The sequence below is a fragment of the uncultured Muribaculum sp. genome (assembly GCF_910583865.1).
Taxonomy (GTDB): domain Bacteria; phylum Bacteroidota; class Bacteroidia; order Bacteroidales; family Muribaculaceae; genus Muribaculum.
Window position 1 is genome coordinate 50001 of sequence record NZ_CAJTYX010000011.1, and the last position, 22357, is coordinate 72357.

The window sequence follows — 22357 nt, forward strand, 5'->3', positions numbered from 1 at the left end:
GTGGCGCAAATTTGTATTGTGCGTTCAGAATTTTTTAACTTTGCGGAAGTTGATAGGATTACATAGGATTATGGTAATTAAAATTTTCAGGAATATATTGATAATCGTAGGAATGTTCTTTGTGATGAATGATATCGTGGATGACATTTATAATTCAAATGATGTTTTTGAATTTGTTAATGTCTTTTTTCTGTGTTTTCTTCTGACCTCAGGATTTGTGGACGATTTTATAAATCACAGGAAGCCGGCTATAAATATCCGGGTGTTTTCACAGAGACTTTCGCCGCGCGCATTATTGATTGAAGGTGGGATGACGTTGTATATGGGATTTTTGATATATATGTCGATTCTGTGGAATAATGTGCCGAGGATAATAGGTTTTTCTCTGCTGTTTGTGGCTTTCGGGGTGGATACATTGTGGAGATGGGTTGAGATGAGGAGGCTACGCTGATGTGGCTGTAAGTACTATGGGATAAGTGGCCTGTGGTGTCCCATGCCCGTCCCGGGCTGTCCTGTGCCGGAGTATTGCTAACCCCAGGCTGCGCTGCGCTTGCCCGGGGTTACCTACACCCTCGCCACTCCGTGGCTTCCTGGATGGCCTCATGCATTTTATGGATGATGGTAAGATCCGGGGTGTCAGGAAGGGGGCGGGGGTGGTCAGGATGCGGACACAGAGGGGATGATGGGGAGGTCGATGCGGAAGGTGGTGCCGCGGCCGGGTTCAGAGGCTGCGACGTAGATGCGTCCGTGGTGGTACTGCTCGATTATGCGGCGAGCGAGGGCGAGACCGAGACCCCAGCCGCGCTTCTTGGTGGTATAGCCGGGATTGAAGATAGTCTTGAAGCGGTTGCGCGGAAGGCCTTTGCCGGTGTCGGCTACTTCGATCCATGCCGTGCGGTCGGTGTGGCCGGTAGTGACGGTTATCGAGCCTTCTGCATCCATGGCGTCGACGGCGTTTTTGATGAGGTTTTCCATCACCCACTGGAAGAGCGAGTCGGAGAGGTTGACCATAAGCGGGCCGCTACAGCAATCGACGGTGAGGCGAATGCGCGATGAGATGCGTGTCGACATGTAGGAGGCGGCATCGGCCACCACGGCGTTTAGGTCGGCAGGCTCAAGGGTGGGGCGCGAGCCTACTTTGCCGAAGCGCGAGGCGATGGTGGAGAGGCGCGTCACGTCCTTGTTCATCTCGGCCACGGTGTCCGCATCCACTCCGAGCGACTGCAGCAGTTCCATCCATGCCATGAGCGAGGATATGGGTGTGCCGAGCTGATGTGCCGTCTCCTTGGTGAGTCCGACCCACACCTTGTTCTGTTCGGCCTTCTTGGTGGAGATGACGGCGAAATAGACGAGCGCCACGAACACGAGCATCACCACCACCTGTATGTAGGGATAGTGGCCGAGCATGCGTAGCAGGCGGCTGTCCTCGTAGTAGAGATACTGCGATTCCCCGCCTGGTATGTCGATGACAATCACGTTTGATGTGTGGCGCAGCGATTTGAGACGTTTGTTGAGGAACGCTTCGTTGGTTGGGGAAATGTAGAGCGGACGCAGTGTGTCGGGCGGCTCGGGGAGGTCGAAGTTGCGCTGGTCGAGTATGTTCCCCTCACGGTCGGTGAGGAGCACGGGTATGTTGCGGTTGCTCCGGATTATGCTCAGCAGGAAATCGATATTGTCGGGCGACGACTCCGGGTTGGCGATGGCCTTTGTGGCGTCGGCCCATATCTCCATTCGTTGCCGCTCCTGCTCGGCAAGGCTCTTGACGATGTTGTCGGATATGCACAGGAACAGCACGGCCAATCCCACCGCGATGAGCAGGAATGCCACAGTGCCGTAGCGACGCATGTCGTAGAGGTTTGCCATAGTGGGGGACGGTTGCCGTTGATTGTTTAACGCGTCGGAGACACGGTTTATTTTCAGAAGTTGTCTATAAACGACATCTAAGCTTAATGTTCTAATGCGTCGAGCATGCCGGCAGGAGTGAGGCCAGACAGCGGATGGCGCCACTGCGGCGAGAGCCGGAGCATGGGGATGAGGACGAAAGGCCGCAGGTGCATGCGCGGGTGGGGGAGGGTGAGGCGGTTTCCCGCCGGGGTAAGGATGTCGTCGGCTACGGTCTGCCCGCAGGCGATGAGGTCTATGTCGATGATCCGGTCGGCGTAGGTGCCGTCCGGTTTACGGTGGGGCGCGGGCGATATGGCGTGCTGTATGTCAAGCAGCGTGTCGAGGAGAATGGCCGGTGACATGTCGACATGCACCAACAGTCCGACATTGAGGTAGGCGGCGTCGGATGAGTAACCCCATGGCTCCGACTCGACGGCGTCGCTGACGAGCGGCGTCGTGTCGAGCCTGTCAGCAATCAGGGCGACCGCGCGGGCGATATTGGCCCTCCGGTCGCCCTGGTTGCTGCCTATGTTGATGTAACAGGCATCGGGCATCATATTTTGGGATATGATTTATGTTTCTGTGAAAACGCGGAGCGGACGTCAGAGCGATTTCTTGACTTCGACTTCCTCGAACGCCTCAATGAGGTCGCCCTCCTGTATGTCGTTGTATCCGGCGATGGATATACCGCAGTCGTAGCCGCTGAGCACCTCCTTGACGTCATCCTTGAAGCGCTTTAGCGAGCCGAGCTCGCCGGTGTAGCGTACGATTCCGTCGCGGATCAGGCGCACCTTGCATGAGCGTTTGATCTTGCCTTCGCGCACGATCGCTCCGGCGATGGTGCCCACCTTGGATATCTTGTAGACCTGGAGCACTTCGGCGGTACCGGTGACTTCCTCCTTGATCTCCGGAGCAAGCATGCCCTCCATGGCGTCCTTGACCTCCTCGATAGCCTGGTAGATGACCGAGTATAGACGAATCTCCACACCGTCGTGCTCTGCCGCGCGACGTGCGGCCTGGCTGGGGCGCACCTGGAAGCCGATGATGATGGCGTCGGATGCGGCGGCAAGGGCGACATCGCTTTCGGAAATCGCACCCACAGCCTTGTGGAGCACGTTGACTTTGACTTCGTCGGTCGACAGCTTGATGAGCGAGTCGGAAAGCGCCTCGATCGAGCCGTCGACATCTCCCTTCACGATGATGTTGAGTTCGTGGAAGTTGCCTATGGCGCGGCGGCGTCCGATTTCTTCGAGTCCGATGCGCTTGTTGGTGCGCAACCCGAGTTCGCGCTGCAGCTGCTCGCGCTTGTTGGCAATCTCGCGTGCTTCCTGCTCTGTGGGCATAACGTTGAACGTGTCGCCCGCCTGAGGAGCGCCGTTGAGTCCGAGTATGAGCACCGGAGTGGCCGGGCCGGCCTCCTTGACGCGCTGGTTACGTTCGTTGAACATGGCCTTAATCTTGCCATAGTTCGCTCCGGCGAGCACGATGTCGCCTACGTGGAGCGTGCCGTTCTGCACGAGCACGGTGGCGATGTAGCCGCGGCCCTTGTCGAGCGACGACTCGATGATAGACCCGGTTGCCGGACGCGACGGATTGGCCTTGAGGTCGAGCATCTCGGCTTCGAGGAGCACCTTGTCCATCAGCTCGTTGACGCCGAGTCCCTTCTTGGCGGAGACATCCTGCGACTGGTATTTTCCGCCCCATTCCTCCACGAGGTAGTTCATCTGGGCAAGTTCTTCCTTGATCTTGTCGGGGTTTGCGGCGGGTTTGTCGATCTTGTTGATTGCGAACACGATAGGCACGCCGGCTGCCGACGCGTGGTTTATGGCCTCGACCGTCTGGGGCATCACATTGTCGTCGGCGGCGACTATGATGATACAGAGGTCTGTGACTTTCGCGCCGCGTGCACGCATGGCGGTAAATGCCTCGTGGCCCGGGGTGTCGAGGAACGTGATGCGGCGTCCGTCGTCGAGCTTCACGTTGTAGGCCCCGATATGCTGCGTGATGCCTCCGGCCTCGCCGGCGATCACGTTGGCATTGCGGATATAGTCGAGCAGCGAGGTCTTGCCATGGTCGACATGGCCCATCACTGTGACGATCGGCGGACGGGTGACGAGGTCCTCCTCGTTGTCCTCCTCCTGATGGATGGCCTCTACCACCTCTGCCGACACGTATTCGGTCTGGAATCCGAATTCATCGGCCACGATATTGATGGTCTCGGCATCGAGGCGCTGGTTGATGGAAACCATCACGCCGAGGTTCATACACGTTGCGATGACCTGGTTGATGGGCACGTCCATCATGACGGCGAGGTCGTTGGCTGTGACGAACTCGGTGAGCTTCAGCACACGGCTTTCCGCAGCTTCGGCTTCCGCAGCCTCACGCTCACGGGAGTGGAACGCCTCGCGCTTCTCTTTACGCCATTTGATACCTTTCTTCTGGCCCTTGTCCTTGTTGATGAGGCGGGCAAGGGTCTCTTTTACCTGCTTCTGTACGTCCTCCTCCGATGCAGGAGCCTGCTGGGGGGCGTTGCGGCGGTTGCGGTCCTTGCCTTTGGCGTTGCGGTCACGGCCGTTATTGTTGTTTCCGGCGGAGGGATTGTTCCCTCCACGTCCTCCGTTACCTCCGCGGCCTTGTCCGGGCTGCTGCTGGTTGGAGGTCTTTTCGATATCTACCTTCTCTTTCCCTATACGGTTGCGGCGTTTCTTTCCCTGTGCGCCACCGGCGTTGGCTGCCGCTCCCGGGGTGCCGGGGGTGGCGTTCTTGGCGTTTCGCTCGTTGCGACGCTCCTCCTTTGTCTTACGACGCGGACGTGTCGACTGGTTGATGGCTGAGAGGTCGATCTTGCCGATCACGTTGAGCTGCGGCGCAGGATGTGAGCCGGGTGTGGTGAACACCTCAGGTTCGGCTTTCTTTTCTTCCTGCTTCGGAGCTTCGGGTGCTTTCTGTAAGGCAGATGCCTGAACCGGTGCAGGAGATTCTTTCTTAGTCTCCGGTGCTGCGGGTTGCGGCTTTGCTTTAGGCTCGGACTGTGCGGCTGATTTCACCTCTGGTTTGGGTTGAGGAGCTTTCTCCGGGGCTTTCTCCGGGGCGGCTGCCGCTTTAGGAGCTGTCGGCTCGGGTTTCGGGCGTTCCGGTTCCGGCTGTGACGGCGCAGGCTTTTCGGGCATCGTGGCCTTCGGCTTCTCCACAGGGACTGCCGGAGCTTCCGCCGCAGGCTTTTCGACGGGAGCGGGACGGCTCTCGGCCTTGGGTTCCTGCTTTGGGGGCTGCACAGGTTCGGGTTTCGGCTCGGCTTTTGGCTTTATCGGCTGCCCTTTCGCGTCGAGGTCGATATGGCCCACGATCGTCGGACGCACAGCCGGGCCGATCTTGATCTCCTGCGGTGCGGCTTCCTTGGCCGGACGTGTCGCTCTCTCTTTCTGGCGGTCGGATGAGAGCTTCTCCGACTTGCTCTTTTCGGCCTTGTCACTGCTGTATTCAGCCATGAGCAGGCCGTAGGCTCCTTCATCGATCCTTGCATTGGGATTCATGTCGATGCTGATTCCTTTTGATTGCAGGAATTCGATGACGGTAGGGAGCGCGATGTTTAAGTCTTTTGCTACTTTGCTTATTTTGTAATTCGCCATATATTATGATAGGGGAAATTTTGCGGTTGAAGGTCGAGGGGTGAGGTTGAATGTCGAAGGCTCTCGAAGGATGACACTGTCATTCCTCGAATTCGGCTTTGAGGATGGCGAGCACGTTGTCGACGGTGTCCTCCTCAAGGTCGGCCTTGTCGATGATGTCCTGACGGGGCATGGCGAGAACGTTCTTTGCTGTGACGCAGCCTATGCTCTTGAGGGCGTCGATTACCCATGTGTCAATCTCGTCCTTGAACTCGTCGAGATAGATGTCGTCATTGAAATCCTCACCGTTGTCGCGGTATACGTCGATGACATATCCGGTGAGTTTTGACGCGAGCTTGATGTTGAGGGCGTTCTTACCGATGGCCAAAGGCACTTCCTCGGGACGCAGGAACACCTCGGCGCGCTTCTCCTCCTCGTTGAGGCGCATCGATGAGATCTTTGCCGGGCTGAGGGCTCGCTGTATGAAAAGCTCTGTGTTCTTGGTGTAGGGGATCACGTCGATGTTCTCGTTGCGGAGTTCACGCACGATTCCATGTATGCGTGAGCCTTTCACGCCTACACATGCGCCTACGGGATCGATATGGTCGTCGAAGCTTTCCACGGCGATCTTGGCTCGTTCGCCCGGTATGCGTGCTACGGCGCGTATGCTGATGAGTCCGTCGTGGATTTCCGGCACCTCTATCTCGAAGAGACGGCGCAGGAAGTCCTCGGACGTACGCGATACGATGATGCGTATGTTGTTGTTCTTGTTTTCTACGGTCTTGATCACGGCGCGCACGTTCTCGCCCTTGCGGAAGAAGTCTCCCGGGATAGCTTCCGGACGCGGGAGGAGCAGCTCGTTGTCCTCGGAGTCGAGCAGGAGGGTCTCTTTGCTCCATGTCTGGTAGACCTCACCGTTGACCAGTTCGCCTTCACGACCCTTGAACTGGGCGAAGATGGCCTCTTTCTGGAGGTCGAGAATCTTCGACTGGAGGGTCTGGCGGAGATTGAGGATGGCACGGCGGCCGAATTTCTCGAATATGATCTCGCGGGTGTGCTCCTCGCCGATCTCCACGTCGGGGTTGTCGTCGGCGCGGGCATCCGAGAGGGAGATCTGTGTATATGGGTTGTGGACCTCTCCGTCGGGGACTACTTCAAGGTTCTGGAATATCTGTACGTCGCCTTTGTCGGGGTTCATTATCACGTCGAGATTCTCGTCGGTGCCGAACATCTTGGAAAGCACGTTGCGGAATGATTCCTCAAGCACGGAAATCATCGTGGTCTTGTCGATGTGCTTCAGTTCCTTGAACTCAGCGAAACGTTCCACCATGTTGGTGGATTCCTCTTTTTTAGCCATGGGGGATATGTGGTGTATTGTGGTTACTTGAATTCAATAAGATATTTTACGTATTTGCACTCTTCGGGAGTGAGGGTGACGGGCACGTCGGTTTCCACGGGCTTCTTCTTGCCGGGCTTCCTCACCTTCACTTTCGTGGTGACGGTGAACGAGCGGGCCTCGTCGGCGACTTCCGTGAGCGTCCCTTTTATCTTCCGGCCGTCGAGCGTCAGTACCTCGACCGGATTCCCTACGTTTTTATAATACTGCCCGGGAACCTTGAATGGCGCTGTAAGGCCTGCGGAACCCACCTCAAGCTCGTAGTCCTCGACGTCGCGATCAAACCGTTCCTCGATTTTACGGGTTATTTCCACGCATTTGTCGATATCCATGCTTTCGGGGCTGTCGACCTCGACTATTATACTGTTGCCGGGCCTTACCTCGACATCGACCAGGAACAGGTCGGTGCCTTCGATGGCTTCGTTGACGGTGGCGATAAGCAGATTCTTGTCAATCATATTGTTGGTTGTTATAAACAATCGGAGGGGACTTGCGGTCCCCTCCGAGCACGATTATGCTGCAAATTTACTATAATTATCGTGAAAAAACAAGCTTGCCATGCCGGAGGTGGTGAGAGTACGATTATAGAATGGTATATTTAACAAAGTTTAACTAATTAACTTCTTTCACGAGGAATATCTGGGTCGGGAAATGGTCGGAATAGCCGTTGAGGAACTGACCCCTGGAGAAGGTGCGCAGAGGATAGTTCTTATATACTCCCGATTTTGTGCGCAGGAAAGGGAAATTGTGTACGGTGGCTTTCCAATATTGCATTCCGTGTGGTGTGCCGGGGACGAGGTTGCCCGACACGATGATCTGGTCGAAAAGGTTCCATTGTCCTTTGTAGCATAGTGTGCCTACGCCGTTGTCAAGAATCCACCAGAAAGGATTGTAGAAACCGTCGGCGGAGGCTTGTTCGCGTTCGCGCACAGCTCCGAGCGCCACCGCGCACGATTTATCGGACGGATCGTCGTTGAGGTCGCCCATGACGATTATCCCTTGTGTGGGATCGACAGCGCGAAGCGAGTCGGCGATAGACTTCGACAGGTGTGCGGCAGCTTCCCTGCGGTAGCTTGACTGTTCTTGGCCTCCCAGCCGCGACGGCCAATGATTTACGATGAAGCTCATTGGAGCGTCGAATATTGTCCCCGACACCACGAGCTGGTCGCGCGTGAGGAAGTCAGGCTCGTCGGGGATGACGAGACGATGGTTGTTGACCGACCCGAGCGTGAAATATAGAGGATTATACAGAAGGCCTACATCCACTCCGCGTAGGTCGGGCGAGTCGTGATGTACGATGCCGAGATTCCACGGCTGCCGGCCGCGTGCGGCGAGAGTATCGTCGACGGCACGGACGAGATCTTCGATGACGCTCCGGTTTTCAATCTCGCTGATGCCTATGACGGCAGGGCCGTAGGGGGTCTCTGGAGTGTCGAATGAGGCTATCGCGCGAGCGAGATTGCCAATCTTCTTCCAATACTTTTCAGAATCCCACATGCGTGCACCCTCCGGCGAGAATTCACGGTCGTAGGTGCCGTTGGAATTTATTGTGTCGAACAGGTTCTCGAGGTTGTAGAATGCCACTCCGGCCACGAGATACTGCTTGGCTTCCGAGGCGTCGGAAGCGTTGTCGGACGATGTGGCCGGGGAGGCCGCGCCTGTCAGCGCGGCGGCGATTATTCCCAGCAACGGGATAAGAAGAAATCTGCGCATGCTTGAAATGTTGAGTTGGTCCTAAATCAGTTCTATAAACGGATGCTGTTCCCACCGCTAAATTACTCAAAATTTCGTAAATTTGCAGAAATTTTCCACGATGGACATACTTATATTAAACGGACCGAATCTCAATCTGCTGGGAGTGAGGGAACCGGGTATTTACGGCAACCGTGATTTCGACGGCTTTCTGGATGAATTGCGCCGACGCTATCCGGAGCATAAGCTGCACTATTATCAAAGCAATCATGAAGGTGACATAATCGACCGGCTCCAGGAATATGGTTTCGGCACGGTCGGCGGCATAGTGCTCAACGCCGGGGCATACACGCACACATCGCTTGCCATAGCCGACTGCATATCGGCCATAAGCGCCCCGGTGGTGGAGGTACATATAAGTAACGTGCACTCGCGTGAGGAAGTGCGCCATCATTCGATGATATCCGGTGTGTGCCGAGGAGTGATTGCCGGTTTCGGTCTCGACAGCTACCGCTTGGCTGTCGAGGCGCTTGTGGAAGAAGAAAAAAAGCGTTGATCAGATTGTTGAGATGAATAAATTTACAAAGATAGTCGCTACGATTTCCGACAGACGGTGTGATGTGGAGTTCCTCCGTCAGCTGTATGCCAACGGAATGAATGTTGTGCGCATGAATTCAGCCCATCTACAGGAGGAGGGGTTCAGGAGGATAGTAGAAAATGTCAGGGCGGTTTCATCATCCATAGGCATACTTATGGACACCAAAGGCCCGGAGATACGCACCACCGTCAACGCCGGCGATGAGGATATAGAGTTCCGTGCCGGCGACAAGGTGGTTTTCTCGGGAAATCCCGAGGGGGAGACCACGCGCGGCCACATCTGCCTGTCGTATCCCGACATCGCCGGAGACCTCCGTCCCGGAGCGCGCATACTCATCGATGACGGGGAGCTGTCGTTCGTGGTAGAGGAGATCCGCGGCGACGAGCTATATGCCACTGCGGAGAATGGGGGGATGCTCGGTTCGCGCAAGAGCGTCAACATCCCGGGCTTCAGCATAGCCCTGCCGTCGCTCACCGAACGTGACCGCCGCAACATCGGCTATGCCATCGACATGGACGTTGACTTCATCGCCCACTCGTTCGTGCGCAGTGCCGACGACGTGCGCGACATACAGCGCATACTCGACGAGCGTAATTCCCACATAAAGATTATCTCCAAGATAGAGAACCAGGAGGGCATAGACAATTTCGACGAGATCCTGGAAGTGTCCTACGGCATAATGATCGCCCGAGGAGACCTCGGCATAGAGGTGGCTGCCGAGCGTATCCCGGTGATACAGAACGAACTAATACAGAAGTGCGTGGCCGCGCACAAGCCTGTGATAGTGGCCACCCAGATGCTCCATTCGATGATAAACAATCCAAGGCCGACGCGTGCTGAGGTGAGCGACATAGCCAATGCCGTGACGCAGCATGCCGACGCGCTGATGCTCAGCGGCGAGACGGCCTATGGCAGTTATCCGGTGGAGGCGATCGCCACCATGTCGCGTGTGGCCATGGAGATGGAACGCGCTCTTTCCGGAAGTCGTCCCACACCGGCCATGGAAGCCGATACGACATCGTTTCTCGCACGTCAGGCCGTGGCATCCACAATGGTGCTCGGCACGAGGGCCATACTTACCGACAGCTACACGGGACGTACCGCGCGCTACATATCGTCGTATCGGGCAAGCTATCCGACGCTCGCCATCTGCTACTATCCTTATGTGGTGCGTCTGTTAGCCTTGAGCTACGGGGTGGTGGCGCTGTACCAGCCGTGCATGGAGACAACACGGGTGTACCTGCAAAATGCCCTCATCCATCTGCTTGACGGCGGTTATCTCACGAAGGATGACCGCATAGCATATCTGGGAGGTTCTTTCGGGGAGGGGCATGGCACCTCGTTCCTTGAAATCAACAGCGTGGAGGCTATCATGGATAACTTCCAGTCGTACACCATACCGAATCTGGAAGATGTCGTGCGTTGATCCGGACACCGAGCGGTATATCCTCGGACATATCGACGCTGAACCTCCCGTGCTCGCCGACCTCAACCGCACCACGCATGTGAGGTGTCTGTATCCCAACATGTGCTCAGGCCATCTGCAAGGGCGCATACTTAAGATGCTCGTGCGCATGATACGTCCTCGCCGTGTGCTTGAGTTGGGCACTTTCACGGGATATTCCGCGCTCTGCCTTGCCGAGGGGCTCGCAGAAGGCGGGGAGGTGCACACCGTCGAGATCAACGACGAGCTGACCGACATGGTGGAGGAATATTTCGAGCGCGCCGGTTATCGTGAGCGGCTTCATCTACATGTGGGTGACGCTTCTGTAGTCGTGCCGGATATAAGTGCCGAACCGTGGGACCTTGTATTCATCGACGCAAACAAGCGTTCTTACTGCGATTACTACCGGATGGTGCTCCCGCTGGTAAGACCCGGGGGATTCATCATCGCCGACAATACACTTTGGTACGGCAAGATGACCGACGGACGTTCGCACGACGCGCAGACACTCGGCATCATGGAGTTCAACGACATGGTGGCCGCCGATACGTCGGTAGAGAAGGTAATGCTCCCTCTGCGCGACGGGCTTACCATAATATGGAAAAAGGGTGAGCCAATATCGTCCGTCGGGTGTTATAATTAAGAAACTCAAAAATCAAGTCATATATATGGAAACTACCCGTCAAGCCAAGATAGCACGTCTGCTCCAGAAGGAGCTTAGTGAGATATTCCGCATGCAGACCGCCAAACTCCGCGGTGTGCTTGTGTCTGTAAGCAGTGTACGCGTGTCGCCCGACCTGAGCGTGGCTAAAGCCTATCTGTCCGTGTTCCCATCCGACAAGGCTCCCAAGATACTCGACAGCATAAACCATAACGCCAAGACCATCCGTTACGAACTTGCCCAGAAGGTAAGATACCAACTGCGCAAGACCCCCGAACTGACATTCTATCTCGACGATTCCCTCGATTATCTGGAGAATATCGACAACCTGCTTACCCGCGACAAGGAGGCACATCCCGGACATCCCGAAACGGAAGCGCCTGCCGAAGCTTGAATCTACCCACACTCCATTACATTATCACGAGCTTGTAACGCGATGGTTGCGCTACGGATTGCATTACGCTACCTTTTCTCGAAAAAGTCACATAGTGCGGTCAACACGATTTCGGTCATTTCTGTGGCCGGGGTGGCGTTGGCCTCAATGGCCATCGTGTGCATACTTTCCGTGTTCAACGGGTTCACCGACCTGGCCCTCCGGCAGGCGTCGGCGCTGTCGCCGGATTTGCGCGTAGAGCCTGTGGAAGGGAAGGTAGTGGCCGGAGGGGATTCTCTGGCGGCGATTGTCCGCGGTGTCGACGGTGTGGCATATGCGTCACCGGTTGTAGAGGAACGTGCGTTGGCCATCTGCGGCGACAAGCAGATGCCAGTGCGGATGAAGGGAGTGGCCGACGGCTACGACCGCATGTCGGATATCGACCGCGTGGTGAAGGAGGATGGCGTGTTTGCGCTGCACGACAGTCTTGTAGGCGACATCGCCACTCTGAGCGTCGGGGCGGCCCTATCGCTTGAAGCACGCCCTACGTCGCTCAGCCGTGTGAGGCTTTATGTGCCTCAGCGCGTGGGGCGCATAAATCCGGCTAATCCTGCGGCCTCGTTCCGTGGCGATACCCTGACTGTGGGTGGTGTCTACCAGACAGACCAGGCGGAGACTGATGCCGATGGTGTGATAGTTCCCCTCACTACGGCGCGACGTCTGCTTGATTATGCCGACGAGGCGAGCGCCATCGAGGTCAAACTCGATGAAGGCGAGTCGACCGGTGACGTGTCCGCACGGATCGGGCAGCGGCTCGGTCCGGGATTCGCAGTGAAGGACAGGCTTGCCCAACAGGAAGAGTCCTTCCGGATGATTGCCGTGGAGAAGTGGGTGACATTCTGTATGTTGGCGTTCATACTCGTTATAGCTTCATTCAACGTGGTATCAACGTTGTGCATGCTGGTGATAGAGAAGGATGCCAATATCCGAACGTTGTTCGCGCTCGGTGCATCGCGCGGCATGGTGTCGCGTATATTCATGACGGAAGGATGGCTGATATCGCTCATAGGGGGGGTGGCCGGCGTGATCGTGGGTGCGGCTCTGAGTCTCGCCCAGGAGCGGTTCGGCTTCATACGCCTTGGGGGAAACCACGAGGTGATGACTACCGATGTCTATCCGGTGCACCTTTATCTGGGCGACATGCTGATTGTGCTTGCATTGGTAGCGGTGGTCGGATTTATCACTTCGGCTCTTACCGCTATTATCGCCCGTGGCAGGTTTTCTTTGTCATTGAAGGGAGAACCGTGAATGCATAATCAACAATTAGATTCATAATGGGAATGGTGAAGTGGAATTGATAGACAGAATATTTTTTGCAGGGAATTAAAATTGAGTTAAATTTGCGGCATGGCAGAAACCGAGGAATCACGTCTGATACTTGAGCTGCGCGCCGATTCGGTCAAGGCTTTCAATGAGCTTTACCGGATGTACGTGTCGCAGTTGTATTATTTCAGCCTCCGCTACACCAAGTCGGCATGTGATGCCGAAGAGATTGTCCACGACGTGTTCGTGCGGCTATGGAACATGCGCAGGCATGTGAAGGCCACGGCCACGTTGCGCCCGTTGCTGTTTGTCATGGCCAAACATTACCTGATAAACGCGATGCGCTCGAATGTGGCCTCGCGCACATACGAGGATTATCTGGCCTATTCCGACACGGTCGCCGACAATTCATCGCAAAAGATAGAATATGACGATTTCTGCCGCCAGTTGACCGCCGCTCTGAACAAGTTGCCGGCAACCCAGCGCGACTCCATAGTGTTGTCGAGGTTCGAGGGGAAGTCGGTCGACGAGATTTCGGTCATACTCAATGTGAGCAAGCAGACAGTGTATAATAGTATCCACCTCGGGTTGAAACGGCTTAAGGGACTGTTGGGTGACATTATATTGCTTGCTGTAGTCTGTGCGAATGAAATTTTTACGATATAGTTAATCGGAATCACATATGCATGACCTGATTCATAAGTATAAGGAGAATAAACTTTCGGCGGAGGAGATCGGAAAGCTTCGTGAGTTGCTTGACGGAATGTCGGATGATGAATTGTCGGCATTCCTGGAAAAGGACTGGGAGGAAAACGGAGAGCGAAGGGAGACTCTTCCGGAAGATGTAAGTGCCAGGTTAAGAAAGACAGTATGGGCATCTGCCGGTCTGCGCCCTTCCGGCGGAAGAAGATTCATGTGGATTGCGGCATGTTGCGCGGTAATGGCATTGTGCCTCTTCGCAGGGTATGCCGCACGTGGAATCATGGTGTCAGGTGGCGATGATTCGGATGTCGTGATTGCCGCCAATGAGACCGGCGGGACCGATGTGACATTTTCCGACGGGTCGGAGATAAGCATGCGGCCTCATTCGTCAATAGGATACTCTGAACCGCCGACATCCGATGGGGAAAGGTCGGTGCGGTTTGCCGGGACGGGACATTTCCGTATCGCCAAGGGATGCCGCAAGCCCTTTACGGTAGCGTCGGAGAGGCTTGATGTCACCGTGTTGGGGACTGACTTCTATCTTTCCGCCGAGCCTGACAAGAAAACCGCGCGGCTTTATTTGCAGGAGGGTCTTGTGCAGTTCAAGTCGAAGCTTTCAGGCGAGAGCGTGGAGATGCATCCCGGGAATCTTGCCGTGCTCGATTATGCTACCGGCAAGATATCCGTGACGGAGGACAGCACGCTTGTGGATGTGTTCCGGATGTCTGACAGCACCAACCTCAATTACGTGAATACCTCTTTGGGGAGCGTGGTGGAGTCGTTGAACACTTGCTATGCGCCGTTCCACATCACGCTGTCGCCTGCGTCTCTGGGTGAGATGAAGTTTACCGGTAATCTCCCCGGGAACAATCTGATGGAGGCATTGTCGGTGCTTGAATATACCGCAAGCCTGAAGATATCGGTGCGCAGCAATGAGATAGTGCTACGCAACTGATTGATGAGAAGGATTTGTGTAAAAATGCATGAAAATATGTTTTAAAACATGTAGGGGATGAGGTAAAATGCGTTTGCAACCGGTGTATTAATAGGTGTAAATCAATCCTATCATTAATACCGATAAACGCAGTTATGTACAAATCGATTCTATCCCGGCTGATTGCGGGAATGTTTGCCGTGTTTGTGCTGTGCAGCAGTGCTATGGCGCAACAACGGGTCACGGTAAATCTCGATCAGTCAAGTCTGAAATCCCTTTTTGATGCCATTGAGAAGCAGACGACGTATCGTTTCTCCTACATTCACGGGGTGTTGGAGAATGAACCTCCGGTCACGATACATCAGAGCGACGCGCCGGTCGACCGTGTGCTCGACAAGGCGCTGAAAGACACCGGCCTGACATATAAGATCATGTCGGACAAGCAGATTCTGGTGTCGAGACGCGCACAGGGCAACGCACAGCGCATCACGGTCTCCGGAACCGTCTATGAAAGCGAGGGGGAGCCTGCCATAGGCGCTTCCGTGATGGTGAAGGGCGCCAAGACCGGCACAAGCACCAATATCGACGGGCAGTTCACATTGCCCGGAGTGCCATCTGACGCGGTGATAATAATCTCATATATCGGCACGAAGCCGCAGGAGATCCTTGCTTCCGACAAGGCGAGGCTTGCAAAGGTGGTTTTGAGCAATGATTCCGAAGTGCTCGACGAGGTGGTCGTTGTGGGCTACGGCACTCAGTCGTCGAAGCTCGTCACTACCTCTATCAGCAAGGTGAAGCTCGACGATATAGACACGGGCAACGACCACAACCCCATCAAGATGCTCCAGGGCCGTGTGCCGGGCGTGAATATATCCAACGCGTCGGGCACGCCGGGCGCGAATCCCAACATCCAGGTGCGCGGCATCGGTTCGATCAACGGCGGAAGCAAGCCTCTGTATGTGGTCGACGGTATCCCTGCGGAGTCATATCCCAACATCAACCCCTCCGATATAGAAAGTATAGAGGTGCTCAAGGACGCTTCGGCTGCTGCAATCTACGGAAGCCGCGCCAATTCGGGCGTGGTCATCATCACTACCAAGAACGGCAAGAGCGGCGACACCAAGATCGACGTGTCGGGCCGCGTGGGCTTCGGTAAGCTTGCCAAGGACATCGAGATGGCCAACGCCACGGAATATGCCAACGCAATGCAGGCCGCCATTGACAACTACAACGTGCAGATGGGACAGAATGTGCAGTTCTATCGTCCGGCCGTCATCGAGGAGACCGACTGGGTAAAGCTTATAACCCGTGAGACAACGGAGACCGCCACCGGCTCGGTAAGCATTTCCGGCGGCAATGACATGACCAATTTCTATGCCTCGTTCGGAGCAAACCGCCAGGAGGGTTTCATCAAGACCTCGGCATTCCGCCAGTATAACCTTCGCACGAAAGTATCCCACAAGATCAGCCGCATATTCAAGCTCAATATCAACCTTGCGGGTGCCGCGTCGCAGTACAATCAGGTGGAAGAGCGCTCGACATCATTGAAAGTGCTTCGCACTGCACGCGAGGAACAGCCATGGTACGGCCCATTTAATGAGGATGGCACCTATAAGAAGATGGGTACGGAGATTGCCCGCCATAATCCGGTGATGCTCATTAATGAAGAGAAGTGGACGCTTAAGAAATATCATCTCTCGGGTATATTCAATCTTGAGGTTACTCCTTTCAAGGGGTTCAAATGGACTCCGCAGGCCAGCCTTTATGCTATCCTCGACAACACTACCAAGAAACTTACCGAGCGTCATGATGCCCGTAAGAACAACTCAGGGTGGGGCGCGCTTACCGAACAGCGTGACCATTCATTCCGTTATGTGATTGACAATGTGTTCTCGTACAATAATTCGGCTGACAAACTGATTTACAGTGTGATGGCCGGGCACTCATTCGAGCGGTACACATATGAGAAGTTTGGAGCACGTTCCGACAATTATGCGAATGGTGCTTATCCCTCGTCAAGCTTCGACCTCATAAATCTTTCCACCAATATTTTCCCGGGAGATATAGGTTATACGGGCTATACTCTTGAATCGTACTTCGGACGTGTGGCCTTGAACTGGGACAACCGATATATCCTCAACGCATCGCTTCGCTGCGACGGGTCGAGCCGCTTCTCCAAGGGTAGCCGTTACGGATATTTTCCTTCGGTGTCGCTTGCCTGGCGTGCTTCCGAAGAGGCTTTCTTCCCGAAAGATGCCGTTGTCAACGACGCGAAATTGCGTCTGAGCTGGGGTAAGACCGGATCGATGGCCGGTGTCGGCAACTTCGCCGCGATGTCGCTTATCGGGGCAGGTGGGGCTTCCTACAACGAGTCGGCAGGCTTCCTGATTTCGCAGGACGCTCGTTCGCTCACCTGGGAGAAGGCCAACCAGTATAATGCCGGTGTGGATATCGAGCTGTGGAACAACCGGCTGTCGTTTACCGGCGACGTGTTCCTGCAACGCACCACCGACCTCCTTTATTCCAAGCCTGTCAATGCGTCGACCGGCTACACATCGATTGCATCCAACATCGGTACTCTTGAAAACCGTGGTCTCGAACTGTCCCTTACAGGTAAGATATTCACGGGCGATTTCAAGTGGACGCTTTCGGGTAATATCTCGTTTGTCAAGAACAAGCTCGTGAAGCTCATCGACGGCTCTGACATAATACTTATGGGAGCGGCCAACGACAAGGTGGGAGGCAGCATGCACGCCTTGATTATCGGTCAGCCGTTGAGCACCTACTACATGCTCCGGATGGACGGCATCTACCAGCGCGACGACGAGGTTCCCGCAAAGCTCTATGCCAAGGGTGTGCGTGCCGGTGATGTCCGCTACTTCGATTACAACGGTGACGGCGACATTTCCGAGGCTGACCGTATGAATGTCGGCAAGGCATCCCCCGACTGGTATGGCGGTATTACGTCGACATGCTCGTGGCGCGGATTCGACCTGAATATCTTCGGGCAATTCTCCTACGGCGGCAAGATTATGGCAGGCTGGCGAGGCGTAGGCAGTGAAGGTCTCGAACATATGGGTTCTGCATTCTCCTCTATGAAAGTGTATGATTCGGCTGAGCCGGTGGTGCAGTTCGGTAACATCAGCAAGGCTGCCGCTACCACATACTGGAGAGGCGAAGGTACATCGAATACAATGCCCCGTATGATATATGGAAACGGTGTGCACCAGGGATATACTAACGGTAACGGCTATAACGGCCAGACATCCACGCGCTTCCTTGAGGACGGCTCGTATTTCAAGATCAAATCGGTGACGTTGGGCTATACGCTTCCCCGGAATCTGTTGCGCAGGGTGAATATCGACAATTTGCGTGTGTATATGACTGTCGACAACCTGCTCTGTTTCACCAAGTACTCCGGATATGATCCTGAGGCTTCGTACACCGACGATCCGTCGAGCACCGGCTACGGTTCAGACTTCGGCCTGCAGCCGATAATGCGCACATTCATCTGGGGACTCAACCTGACATTCTAATCAATCATCAATAATGAAAATGAGAAACAAGATATATAAGGCAATAGCTCTGTTTGTCGGTGCTTTCATCATGACTTCATGCGCCGACATGCTCGATGATATCAAGCCTAAGGATAAGATTGACGCCAATTCCATGACTGAGGAGGACCTTTCGAAGGTGGTCAACGGCGTATATGCCACGATGGAAAGCCATATGAACGCCATGTGGTGGGACGGCGACGTCAAGGGGGAGAACTTCCGTTCCGGACCGGGTGGAAATCTGACAGATCCGCTTGACATGTCGCCATCTACATCGACGATAAAATCGCGCTGGAACAACTGCTTTACTTCTCTGAAGCAGGTCAACTTTCTGATTGAGAACTTTGAGGGAAGTTCCAATAAGGGGTCGCAGGTGGTTCGTACAGCCGGCGGCACCGGATACTTTTTCCGTGCGTTGATTTATTATAATGCCGTGACGCGATGGGGCAAAGCACCGATACTTCGGAAGCGTATGTATGACATTGTCCCCTTGTCGGATGAGGACGCAGTATGGCAGTTTATAATCGAAGATCTCGGCAAGGCAGAGGAGCTCCTGCCGGATTTCTCCGATCGGTTCTATGTGTCGAAGGCTGCCTGCAATGCCCTGCTTGCAAGGGCGTATCTCTCGACCAGGCGGTACGGCGAGGCTGTTACATGTGCCGACAAGGTGATCGGTAACTCGTCTCTTCAGTTGATGAAGAATTCGGTGGATTGGGCCAAGATGTTTGTATATAACAGCGCAAGCAAGGAGCTTGTGTTCGCCCTTGCCAACAAACGCACGACATCGACGATTCTCTTCTATCAATACATTAATGATGTTGACGGCTCATGGTCTTATTCTCCGGCTCATGAATTGTATGCCGGACTGTATTCCGATACTTCGGTCAAACGTGGTGATATACGAAAAGATGCCGTATTCAGTGCTACAGATCCTACGCGCACCATCAAATTCCCGAATGAGCTTGCAGGCCAGTTTGTGAAGAATGAGACTCCAAGCCAGACACCTATTCCTGTAATCCGTCTGGCGGAGGTTTATCTTATAAAGGCCGAGGCGCAGGGTGCTTCCGCCGGACTGCCGACCATGAAGGACTATCTTGAGGCCCGATATGCTGGTGTGTCGCTCCCATCCTCGATGGGCGACAAGGAATACCAGGATTTGATACTCGATGAGCGTCATCGCGAATTCTATTGCGAGGGATTCCGCTGGTATGACTTGAAGCGTACGGGGCGTCTTGATCTGTTCAAGACTCTTAACGGACGCACACATCTAATGTACTGGCCTATACCGCAGGCCGAGATAGACCTCGCGGGAAAAGAGAACTATCCTCAGAATTCCGGCTATTAATCTGAAATCACCATATTATAATCTACGAAAATGTCAAGATTAAAATCATATATTATATTGTGGGCGTGTCTGCTGTTCACCTTTGTCGCTACGGGGTGTACTGATGACATATGTGTGGACGAAGGGTCGCTCACCGCTCAATTCTCTTTTGAGAAGCCTTCGTATCTCACCAACGAGGAGGTGATAATCAAGAACACCACCCAGGGCGGAAGCGGGAACTATTCTTATGAATGGGACTTCGGCGACGGCCGCACCTCGGCTGAAGCCGAACCCCGCCTCACGTTCGAGGAGATCGGGGCATATACCGTGACGCTCAACGTGCGCGACAGCAAAGGACGCTACGCCATGGCGCATAAAATTCTGTCGGTGGAACCTGAGCCGCTGCCGGAAGTGGGCAACATGGTGCTGAAATGGGTGGCCGACCAGCCTTTGGCTACCATCCGCTCGATTACGCCTTCGGTGAGCAACGACAATTTCGTGTACATGACCTCGGAGGATCATATCGCACGCAAGTTTGATGCGGCCACCGGTCGTCAGATATGGCAGTTTGATCTGCGCACAAGTGCCGACGGGCCTGCGCCTGAGGGCAATACCCATGTGTCGCCTTCGGTCGACATCGACGGTACGTCGTATTTCGGCACGGGCAACACGTCGGGCAAGATAGCGCGCCTCTATGCCATCAACCCCGACGGCACCAAGAAGTGGGTGATGAGTTCCGACGCCAACACCGGCTTCTGGAACAAGGGGAATGCCTCGACTCCGCGTCTGCACTATGTAATATGCCCTATTGGCGATAATCATGTGTATGTGGGTAATGCAGGCGGTGCCGGATCTGTGCTCGCTGTGGATAAGCAGACCGGTTTCCGTGTGGGATATGCTGCGAATTCAATGAACGACGACGCTCCAAGCGGAGGCATATCCGGTGGCCTTGTTATTTCGGGCAGTTCCATCGTGTGGTATGGTGCTAAAAACGGAGTGTTAGGGTGTTCGGTTTCGGCTCTTGAAGCGGGAGGAAATGTACCTTGGTGGCAAGTACCGAATACGAATACCTCCGATACCGGTAACGGTTCACTGGCTGTGGGTGCTGACGGCACGATATACGCATGCGGTCGCATGACAAAGGGTGATTTTGCGGGAACGTCGTGTGTCTTTGCTGTTTCGCCGAGCGGTTCGGAAATCTGGCGTTGTTCTATCGGACTGACTGGCAATCTTGATATGGCCGGGGTGGTAATAGCTGCCGATGGCTCCGTTATAGTTACGGCAAAACGTTCTGCCGGTGAATCAAACGGAGGCGTATACTGTCTATCGCCTGACGGACATCTCATGTGGACATACGGCATTCCCGAAAATGTGTCCGGATGTGCTGCCGTAGATCAAGCCGGCAATATACATTTCGGAACGGAAGCAGGGAATTATTATATAATCAAGCCTGTCCCGGGTGAGGATCAGCTTCTGTTGAAGAAAGATCTCGCGGCGATGATTGCCGAGAGCGACTCTCCGATGGCATCGGCATGGATAGCCGGTGGTGGAAAAATCTGGAGTTCGCCCACTATAGGCAACGACGGAACAATATATATAGGTATAACCAACACGGAGAATGCGACGTCGAGTGCTCTTGTGGCGCTTCATGATGATGCTGTTACCGGTCCGGCTCTGTCATCATGGCCGATGAGGGGCAAGGATGCGCGTCATACATCCCGCGTGCAGGGAGGTGGCGGACAGGACCCTGTCAATCCCGGGGAGACATCCCAGTTGCCTTTGACATGGGATTTAAAGAAAGACATGAAGGGTTTGGCCGCTGCCGGATATAATAAAGTGTGGATATGCTCTCACCGGGGTATTACGAAAAGCGGTATAAAGGACGGTGTACCCGAAAATTCACTTGATGCAATAGATTATGCTATAAAAGGGGGCGCCGAAATGCTTGAGATTGATGTGAGGCCTACTAAGGATGGTGTTCTCGTGCTTATGCATGACGAGACTATCGACCGCACGACGACCGGTTCGGGCAAAGTCGCAGAAATGACTTATGCGCAGCTTCAGCAGTATTATTTAAAAGATTACAATACCGGAGTCGCTACCGCTCATAAGATTCCTACGCTTGAAGAAGCTTTCAAGCATGGGCGTGGTAAGATTTATTTTAATCTTGACATATCCAACAAGCTTGTCCCGGGTGATGCTACGGAGTCATTGATTACGTTGGCCCGTCTGATTAAAGAATTAGGCATGGAAAAGCAGTCAGTGTTGCATGTAGGTGCAAAGATGAGCGTTATAAATCATCTGGCATCTTATCCCGACCTATTGTTTAAGACGTGGGTTGGAAGTGAAAATGACATTAATAAGTTCTCCTCTCTCGGTTCTGTGTTTACAATCTCGGTTGATACGGAAGATGGTTTAAACAACAAGTCATTGGTGTCCGCTATCAGATCTGACATGTGTCTGCCATTCGTAAACTCGCTTAACAGCCCGGACAACAATATGGCTGCCGGGAATTTTGACAGTGTGGATAAGTTGGTAGACAACGGCGTCAGCATCATACAGACTAATTATGCGGATATTCTCGGCCCGCATCTTAAATCGAAAGGCTTGAGATAGGCTGCTCGATGCTCGATAAATTAAGCGCTGCCCGGTGGATGTATGGCCATCGGGCAGCGCTTTTGTTTGAGTTCATAGAGGAGGCTATGGATTTATGAACAAAATCGGATTTTGTGTGTTGTAGTGTATGTTTTTGTTATATAGGGAGTTACATGCTTGGAATATTGCTCTGAGAATTTCCGAAAGAAAAATTAACATAAAATTCTTGTTGAAAAATTTGGAGGAGAACGTGGAAGTGTCTAACTTTG

At 54.2% G+C, this 22357-nt stretch carries 17 protein-coding genes; 11 read left to right on the forward strand and 6 right to left on the reverse strand.

Going from position 1 to position 22357, the window contains the following annotated elements:
* The first annotated feature begins 70 nt into the window (after positions 1–70).
* Entirely contained in the window at positions 71–451 is a 381-nt protein-coding gene (locus tag QZ303_RS04010) for a hypothetical protein (RefSeq protein WP_295729432.1), read from the forward strand.
* Positions 452–657: 206 nt separating this feature from the next.
* Here the strand turns inward: QZ303_RS04010 and QZ303_RS04015 are convergent, their stop codons facing one another.
* The 6 genes from QZ303_RS04015 to QZ303_RS04040 form a co-directional block, all read right to left on the reverse strand.
* A complete protein-coding gene (locus QZ303_RS04015) occupies positions 658–1863 on the reverse strand; it encodes an ATP-binding protein (protein WP_295729435.1) in 1206 nt (401 codons plus the stop codon).
* An 83-nt stretch (positions 1864–1946) separates the two neighbouring features.
* Positions 1947–2441 (reverse strand): 2-amino-4-hydroxy-6-hydroxymethyldihydropteridine diphosphokinase, encoded by a 495-nt coding sequence (folK, locus tag QZ303_RS04020; RefSeq protein WP_295729438.1) that lies wholly within the window; start codon positions 2439–2441, stop codon positions 1947–1949.
* A 45-nt stretch (positions 2442–2486) separates the two neighbouring features.
* A complete protein-coding gene (gene infB, locus QZ303_RS04025) occupies positions 2487–5513 on the reverse strand; it encodes a translation initiation factor IF-2 (RefSeq protein WP_295729440.1) in 3027 nt (1008 codons plus the stop codon).
* Positions 5514–5592: 79 nt separating this feature from the next.
* Complete coding sequence (gene nusA, locus QZ303_RS04030; protein WP_295729443.1) at positions 5593–6849, reverse strand: transcription termination factor NusA; 1257 nt, start codon at positions 6847–6849, stop codon at positions 5593–5595.
* A 23-nt stretch (positions 6850–6872) separates the two neighbouring features.
* Positions 6873–7346 (reverse strand): ribosome assembly cofactor RimP, encoded by a 474-nt coding sequence (gene rimP / locus QZ303_RS04035; protein ID WP_295729446.1) that lies wholly within the window; start codon positions 7344–7346, stop codon positions 6873–6875.
* 154 nt (positions 7347–7500) lie between these two features.
* Positions 7501–8601 carry an endonuclease/exonuclease/phosphatase family protein gene (locus tag QZ303_RS04040; protein ID WP_295729449.1) on the reverse strand — a complete coding sequence of 367 codons (1101 nt, stop codon included), beginning with the start codon at positions 8599–8601 and terminating at the stop codon, positions 7501–7503.
* Positions 8602–8701: 100 nt separating this feature from the next.
* Here QZ303_RS04040 and aroQ point away from each other — a divergent pair, with 100 nt between their 5' ends.
* From aroQ to QZ303_RS04090, 10 genes are all read left to right on the forward strand, one after another.
* Positions 8702–9136 carry a type II 3-dehydroquinate dehydratase gene (aroQ, locus tag QZ303_RS04045; protein WP_295729451.1) on the forward strand — a complete coding sequence of 145 codons (435 nt, stop codon included), beginning with the start codon at positions 8702–8704 and terminating at the stop codon, positions 9134–9136.
* Between the two features lie 13 nt (positions 9137–9149).
* Positions 9150–10604, forward strand: a complete 1455-nt coding sequence (gene pyk, locus QZ303_RS04050; RefSeq protein WP_295729454.1) for a pyruvate kinase — start codon at positions 9150–9152, stop codon at positions 10602–10604.
* Positions 10591–11265 (forward strand): O-methyltransferase, encoded by a 675-nt coding sequence (locus QZ303_RS04055; RefSeq protein ID WP_295729456.1) that lies wholly within the window; start codon positions 10591–10593, stop codon positions 11263–11265. Before pyk ends, QZ303_RS04055 begins: the two co-directional genes overlap by 14 nt.
* A 25-nt stretch (positions 11266–11290) precedes the next feature.
* Positions 11291–11677, forward strand: coding sequence for a 30S ribosome-binding factor RbfA (rbfA, locus tag QZ303_RS04060; protein ID WP_295729483.1), 387 nt, complete (start codon positions 11291–11293; stop codon positions 11675–11677).
* A 42-nt stretch (positions 11678–11719) separates the two neighbouring features.
* A complete protein-coding gene (locus tag QZ303_RS04065; protein WP_295729487.1) occupies positions 11720–12964 on the forward strand; it encodes an FtsX-like permease family protein in 1245 nt (414 codons plus the stop codon).
* Positions 12965–13063: 99 nt separating this feature from the next.
* A complete protein-coding gene (locus tag QZ303_RS04070) occupies positions 13064–13645 on the forward strand; it encodes a sigma-70 family RNA polymerase sigma factor (RefSeq protein WP_295729490.1) in 582 nt (193 codons plus the stop codon).
* A 16-nt stretch (positions 13646–13661) separates the two neighbouring features.
* On the forward strand, positions 13662–14636 hold the full coding sequence (locus tag QZ303_RS04075) for a FecR family protein (protein ID WP_295729493.1): 975 nt from the start codon (positions 13662–13664) through the stop codon (positions 14634–14636).
* A 170-nt stretch (positions 14637–14806) separates the two neighbouring features.
* A complete protein-coding gene (locus QZ303_RS04080) occupies positions 14807–18151 on the forward strand; it encodes a SusC/RagA family TonB-linked outer membrane protein (RefSeq protein ID WP_363322821.1) in 3345 nt (1114 codons plus the stop codon).
* Positions 18152–18170: 19 nt separating this feature from the next.
* The gene (locus QZ303_RS04085; protein ID WP_295729499.1) at positions 18171–19514 is read left to right on the forward strand and encodes a RagB/SusD family nutrient uptake outer membrane protein; all 1344 of its coding nucleotides are present in this window, start codon (positions 18171–18173) and stop codon (positions 19512–19514) included.
* A 30-nt stretch (positions 19515–19544) separates the two neighbouring features.
* Positions 19545–22109, forward strand: a complete 2565-nt coding sequence (locus QZ303_RS04090; RefSeq protein WP_295729502.1) for a glycerophosphodiester phosphodiesterase family protein — start codon at positions 19545–19547, stop codon at positions 22107–22109.
* The last annotated feature ends 248 nt before the right edge of the window (positions 22110–22357 follow it).

What these genes read in the sequence shown, in the direction of transcription:
- QZ303_RS04075 (WP_295729493.1), top strand. Translation starts at nt 13,662, where the DNA reads ATGCATGACCTGATTCATAAGTATAAGGAGAATAAACTTTCGGCGGAG.
- folK (WP_295729438.1), bottom strand. Translation starts at nt 2,441, where the DNA reads ATGATGCCCGATGCCTGTTACATCAACATAGGCAGCAACCAGGGCGAC.
- QZ303_RS04070 (WP_295729490.1), top strand. Translation starts at nt 13,064, where the DNA reads ATGGCAGAAACCGAGGAATCACGTCTGATACTTGAGCTGCGCGCCGAT.
- aroQ (WP_295729451.1), top strand. Translation starts at nt 8,702, where the DNA reads ATGGACATACTTATATTAAACGGACCGAATCTCAATCTGCTGGGAGTG.
- QZ303_RS04040 (WP_295729449.1), bottom strand. Translation starts at nt 8,601, where the DNA reads ATGCGCAGATTTCTTCTTATCCCGTTGCTGGGAATAATCGCCGCCGCG.
- rimP (WP_295729446.1), bottom strand. Translation starts at nt 7,346, where the DNA reads ATGATTGACAAGAATCTGCTTATCGCCACCGTCAACGAAGCCATCGAA.
- QZ303_RS04090 (WP_295729502.1), top strand. Translation starts at nt 19,545, where the DNA reads ATGTCAAGATTAAAATCATATATTATATTGTGGGCGTGTCTGCTGTTC.
- QZ303_RS04085 (WP_295729499.1), top strand. Translation starts at nt 18,171, where the DNA reads ATGAGAAACAAGATATATAAGGCAATAGCTCTGTTTGTCGGTGCTTTC.
- QZ303_RS04015 (WP_295729435.1), bottom strand. Translation starts at nt 1,863, where the DNA reads ATGGCAAACCTCTACGACATGCGTCGCTACGGCACTGTGGCATTCCTG.
- QZ303_RS04080 (WP_363322821.1), top strand. Translation starts at nt 14,807, where the DNA reads ATGTTTGCCGTGTTTGTGCTGTGCAGCAGTGCTATGGCGCAACAACGG.
- QZ303_RS04065 (WP_295729487.1), top strand. Translation starts at nt 11,720, where the DNA reads ATGGTTGCGCTACGGATTGCATTACGCTACCTTTTCTCGAAAAAGTCA.
- nusA (WP_295729443.1), bottom strand. Translation starts at nt 6,849, where the DNA reads ATGGCTAAAAAAGAGGAATCCACCAACATGGTGGAACGTTTCGCTGAG.
- rbfA (WP_295729483.1), top strand. Translation starts at nt 11,291, where the DNA reads ATGGAAACTACCCGTCAAGCCAAGATAGCACGTCTGCTCCAGAAGGAG.
- QZ303_RS04055 (WP_295729456.1), top strand. Translation starts at nt 10,591, where the DNA reads ATGTCGTGCGTTGATCCGGACACCGAGCGGTATATCCTCGGACATATC.
- infB (WP_295729440.1), bottom strand. Translation starts at nt 5,513, where the DNA reads ATGGCGAATTACAAAATAAGCAAAGTAGCAAAAGACTTAAACATCGCG.
- QZ303_RS04010 (WP_295729432.1), top strand. Translation starts at nt 71, where the DNA reads ATGGTAATTAAAATTTTCAGGAATATATTGATAATCGTAGGAATGTTC.
- pyk (WP_295729454.1), top strand. Translation starts at nt 9,150, where the DNA reads ATGAATAAATTTACAAAGATAGTCGCTACGATTTCCGACAGACGGTGT.